This is a genomic window from Serratia sp. NGAS9 (assembly GCF_009905295.1).
GTDB classification, from domain to species: domain Bacteria; phylum Pseudomonadota; class Gammaproteobacteria; order Enterobacterales; family Enterobacteriaceae; genus Serratia; species Serratia bockelmannii.
In genome coordinates this window covers 3750886-3772779 of the sequence record NZ_CP047605.1, presented here as the reverse complement: position 1 = coordinate 3772779, position 21894 = coordinate 3750886, and the positions used below count along the sequence as shown (strand labels likewise).

The following is a 21894-nucleotide window of genomic DNA, read 5'->3' as shown; positions in this document are numbered from 1 at the left end:
CAGCGCCAGGCTGAACCCTCAACGATCTCCTCATTTGACCGATTATTTGCTCAGGTTGACGTCGATCGCCTGATAGAAGGCGTTGGCGGTGTCGGCTATGTCCCACACGGCAAGGATCACGTGCGAACCGCTGCGATCTGCCGGTATGTTGCACTGGTGGGTGACCTGCGCGGCAGGGATGGCACCGCCGTCGTTGAACTGGCAGAACGGCGTCAGGTCAAAGGAAGCGCGGGTCAGCGGCTGCGAAGCGTCCCAGTTCGGCTTGGTGATGAAATAGCGCCAGCTGGTGGTGCTGTGACGCGCGGTCAGCTTCCAGGTAAAGGAGTTCGGGCCGGTTTTCAGGTTGAGCTTGTTCCAGCGCGTCGGCGTTTGCTGATCCAGTTCGAAGAAGGTGGACTTGTCGGCGCTGGCGATGTGGCCGTCAGCCGGACCGGCCTGCGGGAAGCCTTTCAGGCCTTCGACGCTCTGCGGTTCGTACTGCACGCTGCCGCACTGCGTGTTGAGCTGCAGTTTGCACTGGTAGGCGCGGCTGGCCGGCGACTCGACATAACCGTGAGCATTCGCCTGTTGCGAAACGCCGAACATGGCCGCGCTCAGCAGGCCCAGAGAGAGCAGGGTACGGGAAGTTTTGTTCATAAGTCACTCCTGACTGAAATAATGTTGTAAGTTGAGCGTATTTCACCGACAAAATGAGAGAGTAATAACGCAATTGGAAATAACCCTTCTTGTCGGCTTGTTTTATTTTTATCATTCTGGTCATGCGATAGAGCGGAATGTTTTAACGGCTATTAACGAAAATTATTATGATGACGATCTTTGATCGTTAGGCTGAATTTATTTAACTGTCGCTGTGTAAAAGTAGGGCGCTATGATGAATTTTATATCAGGTCGTGATGAATAGTATTTAAGATAGCGCTCTCATTTATGAAGTATATTGCTTGTTGCTATGAGTACCCTTGTTCGATTTGATCGATTTTTGTGCGCCACCACCTTGGGAATTTAGTGTCATTTTTCTTATTTTATTTTAAAGAGGAATTTGTATGACTAGATTATCCCTGGACGCGATTAAAATAATCAGCACCATCAAGAGCACCGGTTCTTTCTCTATGGCGGCGGAGGCGCTGCATAAAACGCCTTCGGCGATTTCTTATCGGGTTTCCAATATTGAAAGCAAACTCTGCGTGAAACTTTTTCATCGCAATGGCCCCATGATTACCCTGACGGATGAAGGGGAGTTTCTCCTGCAGGAGGGCAGCTGGATATTAAATGCGGTGCAGGATCTGGAAAGCCGGGTGCGCAACATCCCCAAGCTGGACAATAATATCCGCTTGGCGGTAGACACCTTCTTCCCGTTGGAAACCCTGACGCAGGATATCCGCGACTATATTCAGCATTGCCCGAACGCCAGTATCTCGGTGCAGCGGGAAGCGTTGAACGGTACCTGGGATGCGCTGAAGAACAACCGGGCGGATCTGATCATCGCCATCGGCCAAATTCCCGACAGCGTACAGGCCAAAACCCTGATGCTCGGCAAGCTCAACTTTGTGCTATGCGTGTCGCCTTCGCACCCGTTCGCGGCGCAGAGAAAACCGGTGTGCAAGAAACAGCGGTTGAACGACATCGTGGTGGTGATCGCCGACAGCAGCCACGAGCTGCCCAAGCGCAATCACGGCACGCTGCCCTTGCAGCGTCAGTTGGTGGTATGCGACGTGGAAAGCAACCTGGCGCTGCTCAAACGCGGCATCGGCCACGCTTTTCTGCCGCCTGCTTTGATCGAAAAGGAATTGGCCAGCGGCGAACTGGTGACGGTGCCGGTGGAAATGCAAAAGGGCGACGAAATGATTTGGCTGGCGTGGCACCCGGCCAGCAAGGGCGCCGGGTTTAACTGGTGGCATGAGCGGCTGACGCGCAAAAGCGATGTCTACAGCCTGATGGGCCGTGAAGTGATACGGGATGGCGGCTATCCGTGGTGCCACAACTGAAGGAATAGAGACGAAGGGACGCGAAAATCAAACGGTTAACTCAATGAAAACCCCGCAGCATTCGGCTACGGGGTTTTTTTACGGCTTAGGCCACGCGGCCCACCTTCAGCCAGGCGCTGTCTGAGCCCGGCGCCGAGGTGATGTAACCCCACTTGGTCTGCCAGACGTAACCCTGATAGGACACCAGTGCACCCTGCGCGTAAGTGGTGCCCGGCACGTAGGCCGGCGCGGTCATGATCGGCAGGTTACCGGGGCCGACGCCGGTGTAGCGCAGCCCGGTGCCCATATCTAGCTGGCTGTCGTCGTAGTCCGCGGCGTTGAAATAGCGATCCAGTGCGGCCAGCAGATCGCCGTTGCGGTTGTCTTGCCCCAGGTGCCAGAACATCACGCCGCCCAGCTGCTGCTGCTTGATGTACTTCGCTTTGTATTTGAAGCTTTCGGCATCGTCATAGGTGACAAACAGCCCGTTTTGCGCATGATACAGGTAAGGGGTTTTGGTCTTGTCGTTCCACAGCCGCTGATAGCCGTAGTTGCCCTGCAGCATCTGCTCCAGCTGGCGATAGGAAGCGATACGCGGATCCTTGTCGCGTACGCACTCTTCGCAACCCACCAGCCAGTAATCGGTATTCGGATACGGATCTTCACCCGGCGTGCTGTGGCTGCTGTACTGGCCGCCGTTGCTGCCGCTGACGCCCTTGAAGGCGCGGCCGTAGAAGGGGACGCCCATCACGATTTTGGCGCTCGGCACGCCTTCCATCATCAGGTGTTGCTGCACCGCAGCGTCGACCGTCAGGCTGAACGGGCTGGGGAAGGCGCGGGTCAGCTCTTCCCAGCTCCAGCCCAGATTGGCTTCGCGCAGCGCGTTGTAGAAGGTCGGCCCGGCCGCGTCGCCGAACAGCGCCGCCTGGTGGTTGGTTACCTTCTCCCAAGGGCCGGCCAGATCGTAGGTCATCAGGTTAATGTAATCGAGCGGCGCGACGATCTGCGCCAGCTTGCTGTAATAGCGCGACAGGAAGAAAGCGCCGCCGGCGCCGGCGATGGTCAATTGATACGGCAGCACCTGGCGGCCGTCGGTGACGGTTTGCTGGTTCAGCAGGGTGCGGATCTCCTGCAGCGCGGCGATGAAACCGTCTACTTCCGCCGCCTGCGGATACTCCCAGTCGATGTCCACGCCGTCGAAGCCGTAATCCTTCATGATGCGCACGCAGGATTGGGCAAACTTGGTGCGCGACGCCGGGGTCTTCACCGCGTTGACGTAGTTGGCGTGCGACACACCCAAATCGTTGGAGTAGTACCAGCCGCCGATGGAGAACATGATGCGCAGGCTGGGGTTGTGCGCTTTGAGCGCGGTCAGACGATTGACCACATCGCGCGCCTTGGCGTCGTTGGTGGCCGGATCCCAGGCGCATTCCAGATTGCTGTTGATATCCAGGAACGAGAAGTTGATGTGCGTCAGCTGTTTGGCTTTGGCCGGCGTGATGTTGGAAACCGGGAACGGCACGACAGACGTATCGGTCTCGGTGTAATTATTGATTTGGTTGGTCGGAATAAAATAATACCCAATAACCGCTTTACGTGTGGACATGGCATTTCTCCAGAGTGGATGTTTTTATGATGGGGAAATATTTCCCGTTGCCATTAATGTTTATTTTTAGTGAAAACAAAAGTCGAAATAAATCACAATGACAATGAATTTTTATTCACTGCTGCACAAATTGGCGCTGATGAGTTGTGCCAGCGCTCAGCATGAATGAATTCGACCATAGGGGCTGTATTTATTCATTTGCTTTGTAATAGCATCCTTAATTAGATTCTGAATATCCGATGTCCCACCGGCCGTGATTGGCATTTAATTAAAAATAAAAAAGGAGATGAGCTATGTCCAGCATAGAGCCTGACGCTGTTGGCTTAATAGTCCAGCGAGTATGTGAATATCTTCAGCCGGTATTGAACGCCATTCTGGCCGGCGTGATGGCGCTATTGCACGGTGCCTATCGCAACGTGGGTATTCGGCGCCGTTTATTGAATGCGGCGATGTGCGCGCTATTGGCCTGGACGGTGCGCGATGCGCTGGCGTTGATGGGCCTGGAATTAAACTGGGCGAATTTGGCCAGCGTACTGATTGGTTTTATGGGGGCGGATTACATCAACGCCTTAATTAAAAAATTCATCGGCAAAAAGACGGGGTTTAAAAATGTTAAATGACATCGAAGAGATTCGCTTTACTGCCCGCAGCGAAGAAAACCTGCGCGGCGTACACCCGGATCTGGTGCGCGTTATTCGTCTGGCGCTGCGTTATTCCCTGGTGCCGTTTTCCGTCAGCGAGGGGCTGCGCAGTATGGCGCGCCAGCGGGAAATGGTGCGCGCCGGCAGCAGCCAAACGCTGCGCAGCCGCCATCTGACCGGTCACGCGGTGGATGTGGTGGCGATGCCGGCGGGTGTGGTCTCCTGGGAGTGGGATTACTACGCGCAGATTGCGGTGGCGGTGCGGCGCGCGGCGCGTGAATGCGGCATCATCGTCGAATGGGGCGGCGAATGGAAAACCCTCAAGGACGGCCCGCACTTCCAGCTGACGTTCCGGGACTACCCGGCATGAGCGGTTGGCTGCAAAAACTGATGCAGGGCGGGTTGCTGCTGCTGTTGCTGGCGGCCATTTGCCTCGGTGGCTACAGCTCGCTGCTGTCGCACCAGTTGGCGTCTGTGCGCCAGCAGGCGGAGGAACTGCAAAAAAGCCTGGCGCAGCAGGCCGGACTAATCGCCACCCTGCAGACTCAGGATGCGCAAAACCGTGCGTTGATGGCGGCGCAGCAGCGGCAGGAACAGCAGCTGCGCCAACAACACGAGGCTTATCAGAGGAAATACCGTGACGCGATTAAAAACGATCCCTGCGCTGCTCAGCCTCTGCCTGGCGCTGTGCTTGAGCTCCTGCGCCCGGCCGCCGGCGCCGCAGGCCGTGCCGCTGTTGCCCCCTGAGTCGGTATTCGCTCCCTGTGAGCAGCCGCAGTTGCAGGGGAAGACCTGGGGCGATGCGGTAAGCTATGCCCTGGCGTTACAAACCTCGTTACACATTTGCGCCGGCCAGGTGGATACGCTCAACGCCTGGCGCGCCATGCTGCCGCCGCGCTGACGGCGGCGTTTCTTTGCTCGTCCCGCAGACCTTCTTTTTTTACTTTTAAAACGGAATTTCGACCAAGGTTATGGCGCGCTTCAAAGTTTGTGAGGTTTCTCTCACTATACTTCAAGGCTGTGCCCTGTCATTGTACTTGGGCGCCATGGCCCACGGCAGGGCGCAGCCTCAAAGCCTTACCTCAACATAAAAGCAAAAAACAAAGGAATCCATAATGGACGAACAGCTCAAACAGAGTGCCCTTGATTTCCATCAGTTTCCTGTCCCAGGGAAGATCCAGGTTTCCCCTACCAAACCGTTGGCGACCCAGCGCGATCTGGCGCTGGCCTATTCGCCGGGCGTCGCCGCGCCTTGCCTCGAGATCGCCAAAGATCCGCTGGCGGCCTACAAATACACCGCGCGCGGCAACCTGGTGGCGGTGATTTCCAACGGCACGGCGGTACTGGGGCTGGGCAATATCGGCGCGTTGGCCGGTAAGCCGGTGATGGAAGGCAAGGGCGTTTTGTTCAAGAAGTTTTCCGGTATCGACGTATTTGATATCGAAGTGGATGAGCATAACCCTGACAAATTAATCGACATTATTGCCGCGCTGGAACCGACCTTCGGCGGTATCAACCTGGAAGACATCAAGGCGCCGGAGTGTTTCTACATCGAACAGAAACTGCGTGAGCGCATGAAGATCCCGGTGTTCCACGACGACCAGCACGGCACGGCGATCATCACCACTGCGGCGGTGCTCAACGGCCTGCGCGTGGTGAAGAAGAACATCTCCGACGTACGGCTGGTGGTGTCCGGCGCCGGTGCGGCCTCTATCGCCTGTCTGAACCTGCTGGTGGCGCTGGGGCTGCGTCAACAGAACATCACCGTCTGCGATTCCAAAGGCGTCATCTATAAAGGCCGCGACGCCAACATGGAGCAGACCAAAGCCGCCTATGCCATCGAGGATAACGGTCAGCGCACGCTGGGCGACGCCATCCCGAACGCCGACATCTTCCTCGGCTGCTCCGGCCCGGGCGTCCTGACGCAGGATATGGTGAAAACCATGGCGCGCGATCCGCTGATCATGGCGCTGGCCAACCCGGAACCGGAAATTCTGCCGCCGCTGGCCAAAGCGGTGCGCCCGGACGCCATCATCTGTACCGGCCGTTCCGACTACCCGAACCAGGTGAACAACGTCCTGTGCTTCCCGTTCATTTTCCGCGGCGCGCTGGACGTGGGCGCCACCACTATCAACGAAGAGATGAAACTGGCCTGCGTGCATGCCATCGCCGATCTGGCGCTGGCGGAGCAGAGCGACGTGGTGGCTTCCGCCTATGATGACCAGGATCTCTCCTTCGGCCCGGAATACATCATTCCGAAACCGTTCGATCCGCGCCTGATCGTCAAGATCGCGCCGGCGGTGGCCAAGGCGGCGATGGATTCCGGCGTGGCGACGCGCCCGATCGAAGACTTCGACGCCTATGTCGAGAAGCTGGCGGAGTTCGTCTACAAAACCAACCTGTTCATGAAGCCGATCTTCTCGCAGGCGCGCAAAGAGGTGAAGCGTGTGGTGCTGGCGGAAGGCGAGGAAGAGCGCGTGCTGCACGCCACGCAAGAGCTGGTGTCGCAGGGGCTGGCTTTCCCGATCCTGGTCGGCCGCCCGAGCGTGATCGAGATGCGCCTGAAAAAGCTGGGTCTGCAGCTGACGCCGGGCAAAGATTTCGAAGTGGTGAACAACGAGTCGGACCCGCGCTTCAACGAATACTGGGGCGAGTACTACCAGATCATGAAACGCCGCGGCGTTTCGCAGGAACAGGCGCGCCGCGCGGTGATCGGCAACCCGACGCTGATCGCCGCCATCATGCTGCATCGCGGCGAAGCGGATGCGATGATCTGCGGCACCATCGGCAGCTACCACGAGCATTACGACGTGGTGAAGAACGTGTTCGGCTTCCGTGAAGGCGCGCACGTCGCCGGCGCGATGAACGCGCTGCTGCTGCCGAGCGGCAACACCTTCATCGCCGACACCTACGTCAACGACGATCCGACGCCGGAACAGCTGGCGGAGATCACCCTGATGGCGGCGGAAACCGTGCGCCGTTTCGGTATCGAACCGAAGGTGGCGCTGCTGTCTCACTCCAGCTTCGGCTCGTCTGACTGCCCGGCGGCGCGCAAGATGCGTAAAACGCTGGAGCTGGTGAACGAGCTGGCGCCGGAGCTGGAGATCGACGGTGAAATGCACGGCGACGCCGCGCTGGTGGAAAGCATCCGTCACGATCTGATGCCGGACAGCCCGCTGAAAGGCTCGGCCAACCTGCTGATCATGCCGAACATGGAAGCGGCGCGCATCAGCTACAACCTGCTGCGCGTCTCCTGCTCGGAAGGGGTGACCGTCGGGCCGGTGCTGATGGGGGTCGCCAAGCCGGTGCACATCCTGACGCCGATCGCCTCGGTGCGCCGCATCGTCAACATGGTGGCGCTGGCGGTAGTGGAAGCCCAGACCGAACCACTGTAAGCCCGGGTTGAGTGACTGGCCCCCTGCGCTGTTGGCGCCGGGGGCTTTTTTATTTCCAGTGGACGTGGTACAAATAATCGTCAAATATGTACATGTACAGGTAAAGAAAATGACTACGATTAGCTACACGGCGGCGAGAAACAATTTGGCCGAGGTGCTTTTGGAAGCGCAAAAACAGCCGGTGGAAGTGACGCGCCGCGGACACGATGAGGTTTACATCATCAGTAAGGCCGACTATGAGGTTTTGGTCAAAGCCAAAGTGAAAGCGCGCATTCAGGCTAAACACGCGGATACGATTAAGGCGCTGGCGAATAGATGATCTTTTTGACCGCAGAGGATATTGCGGAGTTCAATGCTGAAATTGTGCCTCACGGCCGCCAGGAAGGCAGCAAAGTTGAGGCTGTAGCCAACCGCGTGCTCAATGCTTACCACTACGAGAACGTCACAGACGTTTACCGCTTGGCCGCGCTCTATCTCATCGCCATCAGCCACGGTCACATTTTTCTTGATGGCAACAAACGTACGGCCTTCCAAAGCATGGCGCTATTTCTCGGTATTAATGGCATTGCACTGCGGGAAGACGCAGAACTGGTCGAAATTACGGTTGAAGCAGCTCAAGGCCGCCTCAACGTTGAACAAGCCGCTGAACACTTACGCCGGCTAACCGAATAACCCCCCTGCTCATTTCTTACAGCGCGCGGCGATGGCGCGGATATCCTGCGGCGTAGTGCGACAACAGCCGCCGATCAATTGTGCGCCGAGCGCGCGCCACTCTGTCGCCTGATCGACCAGGCTGCCGTGCTCGCCGCCGCAGGCGTGCCAGGTTTTGCTGATCGCATCGTAGTGCTCCCCGGAGTTGGGGTAGACCAGCAGCGGTTTGTCGGCCAGCGCGCCCAGTTGGCGCAGCGCCGGAGCGACCTTGTCCAGCGCGATGCAGTTGATGCCGATCGCCAGCACCTGCGGATTGCCGCGCAGCTCGGACAGGACTTCCGTCAGCGGCGTGCCGTCGCTGAGATGTTGGCTGTCGCGCAGGGTGAAGGCGAACCAGGCGCCGAGCGTCGGGAACTCCTGCAGCAGCGTCAGCAGCGCCTGCAGTTCGGTGAACGACGGCAGCGTTTCGCAGGCCAGCAGATCGACGCCGGCGGCGGCCAGGGCTGCGAGGCGCGGCCGGTGGAAGGCAATCATGTCATCCTGCGCCAGCCGGTAGTCGCCGCGGTATTCCGAGCCGTCGGCCAGATAGGCGCCGTACGGGCCCACCGAACCGGCGATCAGCAGCGGCGCCGCCTGCGGGTGCGCGGCCAGATAATCGCGGCGCGCGCGTTGCGCCAGCTGCACGCTTTTGGCGATCAACGCCAGCGATTGATCCTGATCCAGGCCGCGGCGCAAGAAGCCCTGCGGCGTGGCCTGATAGCTGGCGGTGATGGCGCACTGGGCGCCGGCGTTGAAATAATCGAGGTGTATCTGATAGATAAGCTCGGGATTTTCAATCAGCACCTTGGCCGACCACAGCGGATCGGTCAGATCGCAGCCGCGCGCTTCCAGCTCGGTGGCCAGCGCGCCGTCCAGGATCAGCGTGGGGTGTTCGGCCAGCAGGCGGGCGACAGGGTTGTTAACCGACATGTTGTTCTCCCAAAGCGTTTTTTTGCCCGGCGCGCCGGGTCAGGAAATAGGTGAGGTAGCACAGGGCGACGAACGGCAGCCCGCAGTAGAGCGCGATGCGCTGCTCCGGATCGAACGCCAGCCCGATGCAGGCCAGCAGGCACAGCGCAAAGCCGAGGATCGGCGTCAGCGGGTAGCCAGGCGCGCGGTATTTCAAGCCGCTTATCGGCTGGCCGCTGCGCAGGTAGGCGCGGCGGAAAGCATAGTGGGCCGCGCAGATGCTCAGCCACACCGCCACCACCGCAAAACCGGAGATCGCCGACAGGGCAACAAACACCGTGTCCGGTGCGATCACGCTGGTCAACAGCGCCAGCACGCCGCCGAGCATGCTGAAGGTCAGGGCGTTGATCGGAATGCCACGCGCATTGACGCGCGCAAAGTAGGCCGGCAGGGTGCGCTGGTGGGCCAGCGACCACAGCATGCGCCCCGAGGCGTACAGGCCGGAGTTGGCCGCCGACAGGATGGCGGTCAGGATCACGAAGTTGAAGATATCGGCCGCGTAAGGCACGCCGATGCGTTCAAACACCAACACGAACGGGCTTTTGACGATCCCCGCCTGATCCATGGGGATCAACGCCGCCAGCACGAAGACCGTGCCGATAAAGAACAGCATCAGGCGGATCACCGTGGTACGGATCGCCAGCGGTACGACTTTTTCCGGGTTCTCGGTTTCACCGGCGGCAATGCCGATCAGCTCCGTGCCGGAGAAAGCGAAGTTCACCGCCACCATGGTCATCAGTATCGGCAGCGTGCCGTGCGGCAGCCAGCCGGAAGCGGTCAGGTTATGCAGGAACGGCGCCGGCGTGCCGTCTTTCATCGGCAGAAGACCGAACATGGCGGCACCGCCCAGTATGATGAACGCCAGAATGGTCACCACTTTGATCAGCGAAAACCAGAATTCGCTTTCGGCGAAAAAGCGGGTGGTCACCACGTTAAGCAGGAAAATGGCCGCGCAGAAGATCAGGCACCACAGCCACACCGGCGACTGCGGGAACCAGTACTGCATGCAGAATCCGGCGGCGGTCAGGCTGGAGCCGAGCGCCACCGTCCAGGTGAGCCAATACAGCCAGGCGACGGCATAGCCGGTGGCCGGCCCCAGATAGCGCGAAGCATAGACGTGAAAGGCGCCGGTTTCCGGCATCGCCACCGACAGTTCGCCCAGGCACAGCATCACCAGATACACCACCAATGCGCCGATCAGGTAGGCCAGCAGCGTGCCGAGCGCGCCGGTGGTGGAGATGATGTAGCCGGTGTTGAAAAACAGCCCAGTGCCGATCACGCCGCCCAGCGACAGCATCACCAGGTGCCGGGCCTTCATGCTGCGTTTGAACTGTCCTGCGGCGGGTGCCGATGGTTGCATAATAATCTATCCGTATAGACGTCTAAATATCTGAATGGCTATTGGTTATACCCGCAATGCTTTTTCAACGCAATGCGCAGCCGGCGATCGCCGCGTAAAAAAATCGTTAAGCCAAATCTATATGCAAATGATAATTATTATCTATAATGTCGCCATTTTCGATAATGGGGCAACATGATGAGATATCTGATTTTATTGGCGGCGTTGGCGCTTGGCGCCTGCAGCCAAACGCCGGTTAAGACACCGGCCAGCGACGTCGTGAGTCTGGGTAGCATCACCGATCTGCACAGCGGCGCGACCCTGACGCCGGAGCAGCTGTTGACGCGATTGGCGCAGCAGCCGCGGGTGATCCTGGGGGAGAAGCATGACAATCCTTACCACCATCAGATTGAGCAATGGCTGGTGCAGCAGCTGCCGCAACGGCGGCCGCAGGGCAGCGTGCTGATGGAGATGATCAACCCGAACCAGCAGGCGCAGGTCGACAAGGTCAAACAGTGGCTGCAGAGCGATCCCACGGTGCGTGACGGCCGCGTAGCGGAACTGATCGCCTGGCAGCCGGGCTGGAAGTGGGAGCTGTATGGCGGGGTGACGATGGCGGCGATGCGTGCGCCTTACCCGCTGTGGTCGGCCAACCTGGATCGCAGCGAGATTACGGCGTTCTATCAGCAGCCGCAGTTCCCGGCGGGGCAGCTATCGGCGCAGCCGGCGGTGCGCAAAGCGCTGGAAGAGACCATCCGCACTTCGCACGGCGGCAAGATTGAGGCCGATCAGCTGCATGCGATGTTGGCGATCCAGCAGCAGCGCGACCGGCGCATGGCTGAGCGCTTGCTGGCGGCACCGACGCCCGCGCTGTTGATCGCCGGTGGCTATCACGCCGCCAAATCGGTGGGCGTGCCGCTGCACGTGCGGGATCTGCAACCGGCGGCGGTGCCGACGGTGCTGATGCTGGCGGAACCGGGCGTACAGGTCGATGCGAACACCGCAGACTACCTGTGGATCACACCATCAGTGAAATGAATACGTTAAGAGAGTGAAAAGGGGTGTTAATTATAGTTGCAAATGATTATCATTAGTAAATGTGATCTGCAATCATTCGCAATTAAGCAAGCTAATGCCCTTATGTTAAGTCAGTCTTACTCCCTCCCGGCCTTTGAACTGCCGCAGCCGCGCTGGGCGCGCGGCCTGCTGCTCGCCCTGGCGGCGCACGCGGCGTTGGTGCTGCTGTTTTACTGGCCGCAGACGGCGCTGGAGCCGGTGGTGTTGCCGCCGCCGGCGGTGATGATGAGCTGGGCGGCGCAGATTGAAGCGCCGGAAAGCAAGCCGCTGCCGCTGGGCGTGCAGCAGGCGGAATCCGCCGCGGCGCAGCCCGCGGAGCAGCAGCAACAGCCGGATCTGCCCAAGCTGGCGCGCGCCGATAAAGCAAAAATCGTGACGGCGCAGAAGAAGCGCGCCGAACACCGTCCCCCGCAAAAAGCGCAGCCGAAGCCGCAGGAACAGGCCAAAGAGACGCGCAATGCCGCCGCGTCCAGCGCCGCCGCGCCGCAGGCGCAGACGATCTCCCACCAGACCGCCGCCCCGATCAACAGCGACGCCAACAGCAATGCGCAGGCCAAACTGTCGTGGGAGAGCCTGGTGAAAGGCAAACTGAACCGCATCAAGGATTACCCTTTGGATGCCCGCAGCCGGCGGCGCAGCGGCATGCCGCAGGTCAGTTTCAGCGTTGACGCGCAGGGACGGGTCTCGAACGTCATGCTGCAGGTGCGTTCCGGCACCGCGTCGCTGGATCGGGAAGCGGTGGCGGTGGTGTCGCGCGCCCAGCCGTTGCCGCCGCCGCCGCCGGAGATGCTGCAACAGGGGGCCGTCAAGGTGACGATGCCGATCGATTTCAATCTGGCGGAGCTGAATGCCCGCCGTTAATGCCCGCAGGCGCCGCATCGCCGTCGTGCGCCTTTTCAAACTTCGTGAGGGATTATGAATCCGCTGTTATTCACCCCGCGCCGTCGCATCGCGGCCGCGCTCTGGCTTTCTTTAGGCCTCGCCGGCGCCGCGCTGGCGCAACCGCAGCCGCCGTTGGCGGAACGCGCGCCGAAAGCGCTGACGGCGCATGGCGAGACGCGCACCGACGATTACTACTGGCTGCGCGACGACAGCCGAAAAGAACCGAAGGTGCTGGACTACCTGAAGGCGGAGAACCGTTATACCGAGCAGATGATGGCGCCGTACCAGAAGCTGCGCGCCACGCTGTATAAGGAGATGCTGGGCCGCATGAACCCTGACGATCGTTCAGTGCCGTATCAGCTCAACGGCTATCGCTATCAGGAAAGCTACGCCGCCGGTAAAGATTTCGCGCTGTATCAACGCCAGGCGCTCACCGCCGACGCGCCATGGCAAACCTTGCTGGACGCCAATCAGCGCGCGGCCGGCCATGCCTATTATCGCCTGGGGGCGATGGACGTCAGCCTGGACAACCGCCACCTGGCGGTGGCCGAAGATCTGCAGGGCCGCCGCCAATACCGCATCTCCCTGCGCGAGATAGACAGTGAGCGTTGGTCGCCGGAAACGCTGGAAAACACCTCCGGCAATATGGTGTGGGCCAACGATAACCAAACCCTGTTCTACGTGCGCAACCACCCGCAAACGCTGTTGCCATACCAGGTTTATCGCCATCAGTACGGCACGCCGACAGCGGAAGATAAGCTGGTGTATCAGGAAAACGATCCGGCTTTCTACCTCAGCCTCAGCCGCTCGTCCTCGCGTGATTACCTGATTCTGACCATCAGCGGCAACACCACCTCTGAGGTGCGCCTGATCGACGCCAACCAGCCGCAGCGCGAGCCGCAGCTGTTCGCCGCCCGGCAGAACGGCCGCGAGTATTATCTCGATCACTACCGCGGCGAGTTCTACCTGCGCTCTAACCATCAGGACCCGAACTTCGGCCTGTACCACACGGCGGCGGCGGGTAAACCCTGGCAGACGCTGATCGCGCCGCAGGCGCAGCACGAGGTGGAGAGCTTCAGCCTGTTCCGCGACTGGCTGGTGGTGCAGGAGCGTGCCAACGGGCTGGTGCAGCTGCGGCAAATCAGCTGGGACGGCAAAACCGAGCGCGCCATCCCGTTCGACGACGCCAGCTACATGGCCTGGCTGGGCTATAACCCGGAGCCGGACAGCGATCGCTTGCGCTACGGCTATTCGGCGATGACCACGCCGACCCGCACCTATGAGTGGGATCTGAATAAGGGCGAGCGCACCTTGCTGAAGCAGCAGGAGGTGAAAGGCGTCGATCCGAGCCTGTATCACAGCGAACGCATCTGGGTCACGGCGCGCGACGGCGTGAAGGTGCCGGTCTCGCTGGTGTACCGCACATCGCTGTTCAAAAACGGGCATAACCCGCTGCTGGTGTACGGCTATGGCGCTTACGGCATGAGCATGGATCCGGCGTTCAGCGCCAACCGCATCAGCCTGCTGGATCGCGGCTTCGTCTATGCGCTGATCCACGTGCGCGGCGGCGGCGAGCTGGGGCAGAGCTGGTACAAACAGGGCAAGCTGACACACAAACCTAACAGTTTCAACGACTTCATCGATGCTACCCAGGCGCTGATCACAGACGGCTACGGCCAACCGGGGCGCATCTACGCCATGGGCGGCAGCGCCGGCGGCTTGCTGATGGGGGCGGTGATCAATCAGGCGCCGCAGCTGTACAACGCAGTGGTGGCGCAGGTGCCGTTCGTCGACGTGGTGACTACCATGCTGGACGACAGCATTCCGCTGACTACCGGCGAGTACGAGGAGTGGGGCAACCCGCACCAGCCGGCCGCCTATGCGCTGATGAAATCCTACAGCCCGTACGACAACGTGCGCCGGCAGCATTACCCGAACCTGCTGGTTACCAGCGGCTTGTACGACTCGCAGGTGCAGTATTGGGAACCGGCCAAATGGGTGGCGAAGCTGCGGCGCTTCAAGCAGGGCGATTCGCTGCTGCTGCTTTCCACCGACATGACCGCCGGCCACGGCGGCAAATCGGGCCGCCTGGCGCGGCTGGAAAACGGCGCGCTGGAGTTCGCCTTTATTCTGGCGGCGGATCGGCAGGCGCAGAAATAACCTTCAGCGCCGCGGCACGCTGCGGCGCAATAAAACAATAACAACCTTTTACCGCGCTTTCGGCGGGCTTTTTGCTGGGCATTGTCGGCCATCAAACCTTATTGGCTATTTCTGGGGGATATATGAAAATCAAAATGATAGCGAGCCTGATCGGGGCGGGACTGGCGCTGTACGGGTCGGCTGCGGCCGCGCAGGAACAGGCGGAAAATAATAAAGGCAGCGTGGCGTTCAGCCCGCTCAACGTCTCGGCCGCCGACAGCGGCAAAAGCAGCGAAAAAGAGGCGTTGGCCCGGCCGGGCGCGTTCAGCTCGCGCGACGAAAACAAGAATCTGGAGTCGGTGGACAGCATTCTGCGCAGCATGCCGGGCACCTATACCCAGATCGATCCCGGCCAGGGGTCGGTCAGCGTCAATATTCGCGGCCTGAGCGGTTTCGGCCGGGTCAACACCATGGTCGACGGCATCACGCAAAACTACTACGGCAATTCGCCGAGCGATGCAGCGCATGGGGGATTGCCCACCAGCCAGTTCGGGGCGCTGATCGATCCTAACTTTATCGTCGGCGTCGACGTGGCGCGCGGCAACGCCACCGGATCCGCTGGGGTGAATGCCCTGGCGGGCAGCGCCAATTTCCGCACCATCGGCGTGGACGATGTGGTGTTTTCCGACAACCCGTTCGGCGTGCGCACCAAATTCTCGGTGGGCAATAACGGCATCGGCCGCAGCGGCATGATCGCCGTGGGCGCCAAAACCGCCGCCTTTGCCGACGGCGGCAGCCTGGGGGCGATGGCGGCGATCAGCGGCAGTTCCATCACCTCCAACTACAAAAACGGCGCCGGTTTCGACAGCGAGATGTTCAACGTCGATAAAACCTACCGCCAGAACCCGAAATCCCAGCTGTTCAAGGTGGACATCAAGCCGGATGCCTTCAACAGCATCGAACTGTCGGCGCGCAGCTACCAGAATAAAATCACCCGCCGGCACATCGACAGCGACGATTTCTACCTCAAATACCACTACGCGCCGTTCTCGGAACTGATCGATTTCAACTTGACCGCCAGTACCAGCCGCGGCGAGCAAAAGTTCATGTCCGACAACATGGCGGGGTTCAGCGACAGCACAGCGAAAAACATCTCCGATGCGCTGGATATCAACAACACCAGCCGTTTCAGCCTGCAGGACGTCGATTTCGCCTTCAGCTACGGCGGCAAGCTGGTGCGCAACGAGTATAAGAAAAAGGCCTCTGGCTTGGTGACGGATGACAATCAGGCGGAAAGCATGCCGGTGGGCATTGCCGGCAAACAAGATATCTCCAGCCTGTACAGCGGGTTGCAGGCCAACTACGGCATCTGGCAGGGGAATTTCGATCTGAACTACACCGCCTATCGCCTCTCCGGCTATAAGCCGGCCTGTGACGAACGTGTAGAGTGCTTCCCGCAGGGGGCCAGCAATATCACTCGCAATGAACAGGGTTTCAATCCGTCGGTCATGCTGTCGGCGCAGGTGACGCCGTGGCTGCAGCCGTTCGTCAGCTACAGCAAGTCGATGCGCGGGCCGAATATCCAGGAGGTGTTCTTCGCCAACAGCGGCGGCCAGTCGATGAACCCGTTCCTGAAGGGCGAAAAAGCGGAGACCTGGCAGGGCGGGTTCAATGCCAATGCCCACGATCTGTTGTTCAAGCAGGACAGTTTCCAGCTGAAAGCGGTCTATTTCGAAACCAGAATCAAAAACTACATTTCCAGCCAATCCTACCTGGTGTGTAAAAATCGCCAGAAGTGCAACCGTTCGCAGGCGACGCAGGAAGAGTGGGATGACGCGGACGTCAACGTCAGCATGACCATGTACAGCAACGCCCCCGAACCGGTCAAAATGCGCGGGGTGGAGCTTGAAGCGCTGTACGACGCCGGTTTCGCCTTCACCAAGCTGTCGTTAAGCAAGGAGCATACCTCCCAGCCGACCAACCAGGCCAGCAACGAATTCGGCGCGGGCGATGTCAGCGAACTGCCGGAGTTCTACTTCACGCTGGACAGCGGGGTGCGCCTGCTGGACGAGACGTTGACGCTGGGCGGGGTGGTGAAATACACCGGCAAAGCGGTGCGCCTGTCGCCTGATTCCATTCGCGATGAAAACGAACAGTTGATGAAGGAGCCGGCGCCGCATATTCCGACCATTATCGATCTGTACGGCACCTATCAGGTGAATCGTAATCTGTTGCTGAAGCTCAGCGTGCAAAACCTGATGGACAAAGACTACTCGGACGCGCTGAACAAGATGAACTCGCTGCCTTCGCAGTCGCAGGACTTCACGCCGACCAACACCGCCCGTGGGCGGACTTATATCTTCGGCGGGGAGGTGCGCTTCTAAACTGCAGCAGAACAGGGCGCAATCACTGCGCCCGTTTCGCCTGCAGCAGCCATTTGTCCAGCTCGTTGGCGAACTGCTGGCGGTCGCGCTGGTTCAGGGCGTTCGGGCCGCCGGTCTGAATGCCGCTGGCGCGCAGGGTATCCATAAAATCGCGCATGTTGAGGCGCTCGCGAATGGTGTCCGGCGTATAGCGTTCGCCGCGCGGGTTCAGCGCCACCGCGCCTTTCTCTATCACCTCCGCCGCCAGCGGAATGTCGGCGGTGATCACCAGATCGCCCGCTTCACAGCGGCGCACGATCTCGTTGTCGGCCACGTCGAAGCCGGCCGCCACCTGCAGCGAACGGATGTACTTCGACGGCGGCGTGCGCAGCGGTTGGTTCGCCACCAGCGTCACGGTGATGGCGGTACGATCGGCGGCGCGGAACAGTACCTCTTTGATTACGTTCGGACAGGCGTCTGCATCGACCCAAACCTGCATCATTTCGCCTCCTGCAGCCAGTCGCGCACCGGCAGGAAATCGCGCTCCAGCGCCGCTTCCGGGCTGTCGCCTTCCGGCTGGTAGTTATACTCCCAACGCACCAGCGGCGGCATCGACATCAGAATGGACTCGGTGCGCCCGCCGGTTTGCAGCCCGAACAGCGTGCCGCGATCCCACACCAGGTTGAACTCCACGTAGCGGCCGCGGCGGTACAGCTGGAACTGGCGCTCGCGCTCGCCCCAGGTCAAGGCCTTACGTTTTTCGACGATCGGCAGGTAGGCGTCGAGGAAGCCCTGGCCCACCGCGCGGGTGAAGGCGAAGCAGTGGTCGAAGTCCGGGGTGTTCAGATCGTCGTAGAACAGGCCGCCGATGCCGCGTGCTTCGTTGCGGTGCTTGATGAAGAAGTAATCGTCGCACCACTGTTTATATTTCGGGTAGACCTCGTCGCCGAACGGCGCGCACAGATCGGCCGCGGTGCGGTGCCAGTGCACGGCATCCTCTTCGAAGCCGTAGAACGGCGTCAGATCAAAGCCGCCGCCGAACCACCACACCGGCGCTTCGCCCGGTTTTTCGGCGATGAAGAAACGCACGTTGGCGTGGCTGGTGGGCACGTAAGGGCTGAGCGGATGGATAACCAACGAGACGCCCATCGCCTGGAAGCTGCGCCCGGCCAGTTCCGGACGGTGCGCGGTGGCCGAGGCCGGCAGGGTGGCGCCGGAGACGTGCGAGAAGTTGACCCCCGCCTGTTCAAACACCGCGCCGTTGGTCAACACGCGGCTGCGGCCACCGCCGCCTTCTTCACGCGTCCATTGGTCTTCGGTGAACACGGCGCCGCCGTCGGCCTGGGCGAGCTGCGCGCAGATATGATCCTGCAGCGCCAGCAGGAAGGATTTTACTTCAGCGATGTTAGGTAAACTCATGCGGGGTCTTTATAGCGTCTGGCTGAACAAGGCGCTGAGTATACTCTTATTCGCCGCCCGCGGCATCAGCGGGGTTTGCGCTGGTGGGCGTCGAAGTAGTCGAAGAAGTTGACGATGCCGTCCGCGATGGCGCGGGCGATTTTCTCGCGAAACGCGGTGGTGCCCAGCAGCCGCTCTTCGTTCGGGTTGGTGATGAACGAGGTTTCCACCAGCACCGAGGGAATGGACGGGGATTTCAACACCGCGAACGCCGCCTGTTCGGTGCTGTCGCTGTGCAGATGGTGCACCGGGCGAATTTGGCCGAGCACGTGGCGGCCGAGCGTCAGGCTGTTGTTGATGGTGTCGGTTTGCACCAGATCGAACAGCACCTGCTGCAGGTAGTTGTCCTGATCCTTGTACTTGCCGCCCGCCACGTCGTCGGCGGCGTTTTCACGGTTGGACAGGTAGCGCGCCATGGCGCTGCTGGCGCCGCGGTTGGAGAGGGCGAACACCGAAGCGCCGGAGGCCGACGGGCTGGTAAAACCGTCGGCGTGAATCGAAATGAACAGATCGGCCTGGTGCTGGTGGGCGATCTCCACCCGCTGGAACAGCGGAATGAACTCGTCTTCTTCGCGCGTCAGGCGCGCCTCGACGTGATCGTGCTCATGCAGGAAACGGCGCACGTGGTTGGCGATTTCCAGCACGATGTGTTTTTCCTGCGAACCTTCGTGGCCGACCGCGCCGGAGTCAATGCCGCCGTGGCCGGGATCGATCATCACCCGCTTTTTGCCGCCGGCCGGTTTCGCCGCCGGTTTGCTGTGCTGATTGCGCAGCAGGCCTTCCGCCCTGGCGCTTTGGTTTTTCACGCCGAACAGCGCGACCGCCAGGCCGGAAAGCAAAAGTTGGCGTCGCGTCGGGGAAACGGCAAGCGGTTTAAAATTGAGGAATTGTTTACCCTGCTTTTTCATTACGCAACGCTCCATCGACGTTTCTATTTTGCGACGTTATATCGTATTGATAATCATTAATCGACCCGATAACTATTTCCATTTATTACGCCTGTTACCGGCGATTTCCGGGTAAATAGCGCGGTAAATCGCAGTTTGATATTGCGTAAGTGAATAATCACGCGATAATCAGATAAACACCTTAATTAACAGCGGCCAACATCGATGGAAATTCGCGTATTTCGACAAGACGACTTTGAAGAAGTCATTACCCTGTGGGAGCGCTGCGATCTGCTGCGGCCCTGGAACGATCCGGAAATGGACATCGAGCGCAAGCTGAACCACGATCCGGAGCTGTTCCTGGTGGCGGAAGTCGGCGGCGAAGTGGTCGGTTCGGTGATGGGCGGCTATGACGGCCACCGCGGCTCGGCGTATTACCTCGGGGTGCATCCCGACTATCGCGGGCGCGGCATCGCCAATGCGTTGATCAATCGTCTGGAGAAGAAGCTGATCGCCCGCGGCTGCCCGAAGATCCAGATTATGGTGCGCGAAGACAACGACACGGTGGTCGAGATGTACGAGAAGCTCGGCTACGAGATCCAGGGCATCACCAGCCTGGGCAAGCGGCTGATCGAAGATCAGGAATATTGATCGCGCGTCGGGCGGCGGTGTTGCACCGCCCGACGCAGTGCATTACGGCAGCTTTTTGACGGTTTTCACGTCCACTTCGAGGCTGTTCCAGTCTTTATCCACTTTGCCTTCCAGCTGTACCTTGTCTTTCGGCGTAACGGTTTGGCCGTTCCAGCGTTTGCGATCGATATCGACCGTCAGGGTGCCGGTGGCATCGCGGAAAGTATAGGTTTCGTCGCCGATGCGCTGCTCGATGTTGCCCTGCAGCATCACCCAGGTGTCGTCGCTCAGCGATTTCACCTTGTCCACGGTGGTCAGCGCTGCGCTGGGGCCGGCGAAACCACCTTGTGCGGTGGTTTGCGTTTGGGCCTGCGGCGCGGCCGGATCGAGGAACCCGCCTTGTTGCGCCAGTACCGGTGCGCTGCACAGCGCGATCAGAGCGGCCAGAGTCAGTTTTTTCATGTTGCGCTTCCTTATTGTTATCGAAAATCACATCCCGCTGATATCGGGTTGCTTGCTTAGTGATAAGCATTAAAACACGCCGATCTTAAGAGCTTCTTAAGCCGACATATTGAAATTCCCATCGCCGGCGCCCATCTGTAGCCATAGTCTTTATTCTGTTGGCAAGGAACGATCGTTGAAGCCATTCTCACCCCGGTTTTCCCCGGACGATTACGACCAGCACGGCGCGCTGCGACTGCCGCTGGGATTTTGGACCGTGCTGATTCTGCAGGCGCGCACCTGGCTGCTGTTCGTGATGGCCGGCGTTTCGCGTGAACAGGGCGAAAGCTTGCTGGCGCTGTTTTATCCGGATACCCAACGTTTTTGGTACGGCATGTTGCTCGGCTTGCCGGCAGCGCTGGCGTTTTTGCTGAGCGGCCGTCGCCATCAATGGCCGCGGCTGTGGCGCGGCTGGCGCTGGGGGCTGGTTATCTCCGTGCTGGCGTCGCTCTGCGGCGCGTTGTTCAGCCTGTGGCGCCAGGACGGCGATGCGCCGGGGCTGGAACTGACGCTGGCGCTGCTCGATGCGCTCGCGCTGAGCTATCTGCTGTTGAATGCGCGTCTGAAAGCCTGTTTCGCGCCGGCGGAGCACGCCGACTAATTGCCGAGAAGTGCGGCACTTTTCGCATTTTCCGCACTCCAAGCTGGCAACCGTTGGCGTAGTGCGGGCCGTTGTGAGAGGCTGGCACGCAGCAAAACGCCGAGTGCGGCAGGGGCGGGTTACCGCCCCGTGCCATTGATGTTTAAGGAGCTAGAGATGAATATTCGCCCCCTGCTGTTAGGGCTTCCGCTGTTATTGACCGGCTGTTCGAGCATGTCCAATTTCTCCTGGTCCAGCCTGTCGCCGTTCAACTGGTTCGGCAGCAGCCTGGAGGTCGGCGCCAAGGGCGTCGGCAAGCTCAACGCCGGCACGCCGATGTCGGAAAGCGCCATCAACGACGGGCTGGACGGCAACTACCGTCTGCGCGGCGGCATGGCGACCAACAACGGCCAGATCGTCTCTTACTACCAGGCGCTGTCCGGCGACGAGGTGAAGCTGGTGATCACCGGCGAACCGAAGGGGCGCCTGCAGCGGGTGGACGTGCTGGATCCGAAAGTGGCGACGGAGTGGGGCAACAAGCTCGGCACGCCGTTCGGCGACATGTACAGCAAGGCGTTCGGCTCCTGTAAACCGGGCAGCGGCGAAGACGCCGGTAAAGTGGAGTGCGTGGCGGAGCAGAGCAAGTACGTCACCTACATCTTCAGCGGCAAGTGGGCCGGGGCGCAGGATATCATTCCGCCGGACGACACCCTGAAAAGTTGGACGGTCAGCAAAATCATCTGGCACGCCAAGCCGCAGCAGTAATGCGTTCAACG

Annotated in this window: 23 protein-coding genes; 15 read left to right on the top strand and 8 right to left on the bottom strand. The window is 60.1% G+C overall.

Going from position 1 to position 21894, the window contains the following annotated elements:
- Nucleotides 1–42: 42 nt before the first annotated feature.
- Nucleotides 43–636 carry a lytic polysaccharide monooxygenase gene (locus GUC32_RS17995; protein WP_004936574.1) on the bottom strand — a complete coding sequence of 198 codons (594 nt, stop codon included), beginning with the start codon at nt 634–636 and terminating at the stop codon, nt 43–45.
- A 404-nt stretch (nt 637–1040) separates the two neighbouring features.
- Between GUC32_RS17995 and GUC32_RS17990 the strand changes: the two genes are divergently transcribed.
- On the top strand, nt 1041–1982 hold the full coding sequence (locus GUC32_RS17990) for a LysR family transcriptional regulator (protein WP_043140385.1): 942 nt from the start codon (nt 1041–1043) through the stop codon (nt 1980–1982).
- 85 nt (nt 1983–2067) lie between these two features.
- Here the strand turns inward: GUC32_RS17990 and GUC32_RS17985 are convergent, their stop codons facing one another.
- Nucleotides 2068–3567, bottom strand: a complete 1500-nt coding sequence (locus GUC32_RS17985; RefSeq protein WP_043140380.1) for a glycosyl hydrolase family 18 protein — start codon at nt 3565–3567, stop codon at nt 2068–2070.
- Nucleotides 3568–3860: 293 nt separating this feature from the next.
- On the opposite strand from GUC32_RS17985, the gene GUC32_RS17980 reads away from it, so the two are divergent.
- The 7 genes from GUC32_RS17980 (at nt 3861) to GUC32_RS17950 (ending at nt 8275) form a co-directional block, all read left to right on the top strand.
- Complete coding sequence (locus tag GUC32_RS17980; protein WP_033643982.1) at nt 3861–4187, top strand: phage holin, lambda family; 327 nt, start codon at nt 3861–3863, stop codon at nt 4185–4187.
- Nucleotides 4177–4578: a M15 family metallopeptidase gene (locus tag GUC32_RS17975; RefSeq protein WP_025303803.1), complete on the top strand. Its 402-nt coding sequence runs from the start codon at nt 4177–4179 to the stop codon at nt 4576–4578. Before GUC32_RS17980 ends, GUC32_RS17975 begins: the two co-directional genes overlap by 11 nt.
- The gene (locus GUC32_RS17970) at nt 4575–4955 is read left to right on the top strand and encodes a DUF2570 family protein (protein ID WP_049209349.1); all 381 of its coding nucleotides are present in this window, start codon (nt 4575–4577) and stop codon (nt 4953–4955) included. The genes GUC32_RS17975 and GUC32_RS17970 overlap by 4 nt, the downstream gene beginning before the upstream one ends.
- A complete protein-coding gene (locus GUC32_RS17965; protein WP_049205380.1) occupies nt 4936–5109 on the top strand; it encodes a hypothetical protein in 174 nt (57 codons plus the stop codon). The genes GUC32_RS17970 and GUC32_RS17965 overlap by 20 nt, the downstream gene beginning before the upstream one ends.
- Before the next feature lie 214 nt (nt 5110–5323).
- On the top strand, nt 5324–7603 hold the full coding sequence (gene maeB / locus GUC32_RS17960; protein WP_369435362.1) for an NADP-dependent oxaloacetate-decarboxylating malate dehydrogenase: 2280 nt from the start codon (nt 5324–5326) through the stop codon (nt 7601–7603).
- 7 nt (nt 7604–7610) lie between these two features.
- Nucleotides 7611–7922 carry a type II toxin-antitoxin system Phd/YefM family antitoxin gene (locus GUC32_RS17955; protein ID WP_226905689.1) on the top strand — a complete coding sequence of 104 codons (312 nt, stop codon included), beginning with the start codon at nt 7611–7613 and terminating at the stop codon, nt 7920–7922.
- On the top strand, nt 7919–8275 hold the full coding sequence (locus tag GUC32_RS17950) for a type II toxin-antitoxin system death-on-curing family toxin (RefSeq protein ID WP_025303801.1): 357 nt from the start codon (nt 7919–7921) through the stop codon (nt 8273–8275). Before GUC32_RS17955 ends, GUC32_RS17950 begins: the two co-directional genes overlap by 4 nt.
- Before the next feature lie 9 nt (nt 8276–8284).
- On the opposite strand, the gene mmuM is transcribed toward GUC32_RS17950, so the two are convergent.
- Complete coding sequence (gene mmuM / locus GUC32_RS17945; RefSeq protein ID WP_089196144.1) at nt 8285–9223, bottom strand: homocysteine S-methyltransferase; 939 nt, start codon at nt 9221–9223, stop codon at nt 8285–8287.
- Nucleotides 9213–10622 (bottom strand): S-methylmethionine permease, encoded by a 1410-nt coding sequence (gene mmuP / locus GUC32_RS17940; protein WP_025303799.1) that lies wholly within the window; start codon nt 10620–10622, stop codon nt 9213–9215. Before mmuP ends, mmuM begins: the two co-directional genes overlap by 11 nt.
- Nucleotides 10623–10799: 177 nt before the next feature.
- Between mmuP and GUC32_RS17935 the strand changes: the two genes are divergently transcribed.
- The 4 genes from GUC32_RS17935 to GUC32_RS17920 all read left to right on the top strand — a co-directional run bounded on the left by GUC32_RS17935 (nt 10800) and on the right by GUC32_RS17920 (nt 17083).
- Complete coding sequence (locus GUC32_RS17935) at nt 10800–11639, top strand: ChaN family lipoprotein (protein ID WP_025303798.1); 840 nt, start codon at nt 10800–10802, stop codon at nt 11637–11639.
- 102 nt (nt 11640–11741) lie between these two features.
- Nucleotides 11742–12539, top strand: coding sequence for an energy transducer TonB (locus tag GUC32_RS17930; RefSeq protein ID WP_025303797.1), 798 nt, complete (start codon nt 11742–11744; stop codon nt 12537–12539).
- Between the two features lie 54 nt (nt 12540–12593).
- The gene (locus GUC32_RS17925) at nt 12594–14720 is read left to right on the top strand and encodes a S9 family peptidase (protein ID WP_369435361.1); all 2127 of its coding nucleotides are present in this window, start codon (nt 12594–12596) and stop codon (nt 14718–14720) included.
- Nucleotides 14721–14842: 122 nt separating this feature from the next.
- The gene (locus GUC32_RS17920) at nt 14843–17083 is read left to right on the top strand and encodes a TonB-dependent receptor (protein WP_238969556.1); all 2241 of its coding nucleotides are present in this window, start codon (nt 14843–14845) and stop codon (nt 17081–17083) included.
- Between the two features lie 22 nt (nt 17084–17105).
- On the opposite strand, the gene GUC32_RS17915 is transcribed toward GUC32_RS17920, so the two are convergent.
- From GUC32_RS17915 to amiA, 3 genes are all read right to left on the bottom strand, one after another.
- A complete protein-coding gene (locus tag GUC32_RS17915) occupies nt 17106–17561 on the bottom strand; it encodes a YaiI/YqxD family protein (RefSeq protein ID WP_025303794.1) in 456 nt (151 codons plus the stop codon).
- Nucleotides 17561–18481: an oxygen-dependent coproporphyrinogen oxidase gene (gene hemF, locus GUC32_RS17910; protein WP_025303793.1), complete on the bottom strand. Its 921-nt coding sequence runs from the start codon at nt 18479–18481 to the stop codon at nt 17561–17563. Before hemF ends, GUC32_RS17915 begins: the two co-directional genes overlap by 1 nt.
- 65 nt (nt 18482–18546) lie before the next feature.
- Nucleotides 18547–19428: an N-acetylmuramoyl-L-alanine amidase AmiA gene (amiA, locus tag GUC32_RS17905; protein ID WP_238969555.1), complete on the bottom strand. Its 882-nt coding sequence runs from the start codon at nt 19426–19428 to the stop codon at nt 18547–18549.
- A gap of 204 nt (nt 19429–19632) precedes the next feature.
- Between amiA and GUC32_RS17900 the strand changes: the two genes are divergently transcribed.
- Nucleotides 19633–20058 carry a GNAT family acetyltransferase gene (locus tag GUC32_RS17900; protein ID WP_004936504.1) on the top strand — a complete coding sequence of 142 codons (426 nt, stop codon included), beginning with the start codon at nt 19633–19635 and terminating at the stop codon, nt 20056–20058.
- Between the two features lie 42 nt (nt 20059–20100).
- Here the strand turns inward: GUC32_RS17900 and GUC32_RS17895 are convergent, their stop codons facing one another.
- Entirely contained in the window at nt 20101–20499 is a 399-nt protein-coding gene (locus GUC32_RS17895) for a YgiW/YdeI family stress tolerance OB fold protein (RefSeq protein WP_025303791.1), read from the bottom strand.
- A 175-nt stretch (nt 20500–20674) separates the two neighbouring features.
- Between GUC32_RS17895 and GUC32_RS17890 the strand changes: the two genes are divergently transcribed.
- Both GUC32_RS17890 and GUC32_RS17885 read left to right on the top strand, forming a co-directional pair.
- Nucleotides 20675–21139, top strand: coding sequence for a DUF2919 domain-containing protein (locus GUC32_RS17890; RefSeq protein WP_369435360.1), 465 nt, complete (start codon nt 20675–20677; stop codon nt 21137–21139).
- 156 nt (nt 21140–21295) lie between these two features.
- The gene (locus GUC32_RS17885; RefSeq protein WP_004936494.1) at nt 21296–21883 is read left to right on the top strand and encodes an RpoE-regulated lipoprotein; all 588 of its coding nucleotides are present in this window, start codon (nt 21296–21298) and stop codon (nt 21881–21883) included.
- The last annotated feature ends 11 nt before the right edge of the window (nt 21884–21894 follow it).

Coding starts and splice junctions, on each gene's coding strand:
- GUC32_RS17915 (WP_025303794.1), bottom strand. CDS start 17,561: ATGCAGGTTTGGGTCGATGCAGACGCCTGTCCGAACGTAATCAAAGAG.
- GUC32_RS17920 (WP_238969556.1), top strand. CDS start 14,843: ATGAAAATCAAAATGATAGCGAGCCTGATCGGGGCGGGACTGGCGCTG.
- mmuP (WP_025303799.1), bottom strand. CDS start 10,622: ATGCAACCATCGGCACCCGCCGCAGGACAGTTCAAACGCAGCATGAAG.
- GUC32_RS17935 (WP_025303798.1), top strand. CDS start 10,800: ATGAGATATCTGATTTTATTGGCGGCGTTGGCGCTTGGCGCCTGCAGC.
- GUC32_RS17895 (WP_025303791.1), bottom strand. CDS start 20,499: ATGAAAAAACTGACTCTGGCCGCTCTGATCGCGCTGTGCAGCGCACCG.
- maeB (WP_369435362.1), top strand. CDS start 5,324: ATGGACGAACAGCTCAAACAGAGTGCCCTTGATTTCCATCAGTTTCCT.
- GUC32_RS17975 (WP_025303803.1), top strand. CDS start 4,177: ATGTTAAATGACATCGAAGAGATTCGCTTTACTGCCCGCAGCGAAGAA.
- GUC32_RS17980 (WP_033643982.1), top strand. CDS start 3,861: ATGTCCAGCATAGAGCCTGACGCTGTTGGCTTAATAGTCCAGCGAGTA.
- GUC32_RS17985 (WP_043140380.1), bottom strand. CDS start 3,567: ATGTCCACACGTAAAGCGGTTATTGGGTATTATTTTATTCCGACCAAC.
- hemF (WP_025303793.1), bottom strand. CDS start 18,481: ATGAGTTTACCTAACATCGCTGAAGTAAAATCCTTCCTGCTGGCGCTG.
- GUC32_RS17995 (WP_004936574.1), bottom strand. CDS start 636: ATGAACAAAACTTCCCGTACCCTGCTCTCTCTGGGCCTGCTGAGCGCG.
- GUC32_RS17885 (WP_004936494.1), top strand. CDS start 21,296: ATGAATATTCGCCCCCTGCTGTTAGGGCTTCCGCTGTTATTGACCGGC.
- GUC32_RS17900 (WP_004936504.1), top strand. CDS start 19,633: ATGGAAATTCGCGTATTTCGACAAGACGACTTTGAAGAAGTCATTACC.
- GUC32_RS17925 (WP_369435361.1), top strand. CDS start 12,594: ATGAATCCGCTGTTATTCACCCCGCGCCGTCGCATCGCGGCCGCGCTC.
- mmuM (WP_089196144.1), bottom strand. CDS start 9,223: ATGTCGGTTAACAACCCTGTCGCCCGCCTGCTGGCCGAACACCCCACG.
- GUC32_RS17990 (WP_043140385.1), top strand. CDS start 1,041: ATGACTAGATTATCCCTGGACGCGATTAAAATAATCAGCACCATCAAG.
- GUC32_RS17950 (WP_025303801.1), top strand. CDS start 7,919: ATGATCTTTTTGACCGCAGAGGATATTGCGGAGTTCAATGCTGAAATT.
- amiA (WP_238969555.1), bottom strand. CDS start 19,428: ATGAAAAAGCAGGGTAAACAATTCCTCAATTTTAAACCGCTTGCCGTT.
- GUC32_RS17930 (WP_025303797.1), top strand. CDS start 11,742: ATGTTAAGTCAGTCTTACTCCCTCCCGGCCTTTGAACTGCCGCAGCCG.
- GUC32_RS17970 (WP_049209349.1), top strand. CDS start 4,575: ATGAGCGGTTGGCTGCAAAAACTGATGCAGGGCGGGTTGCTGCTGCTG.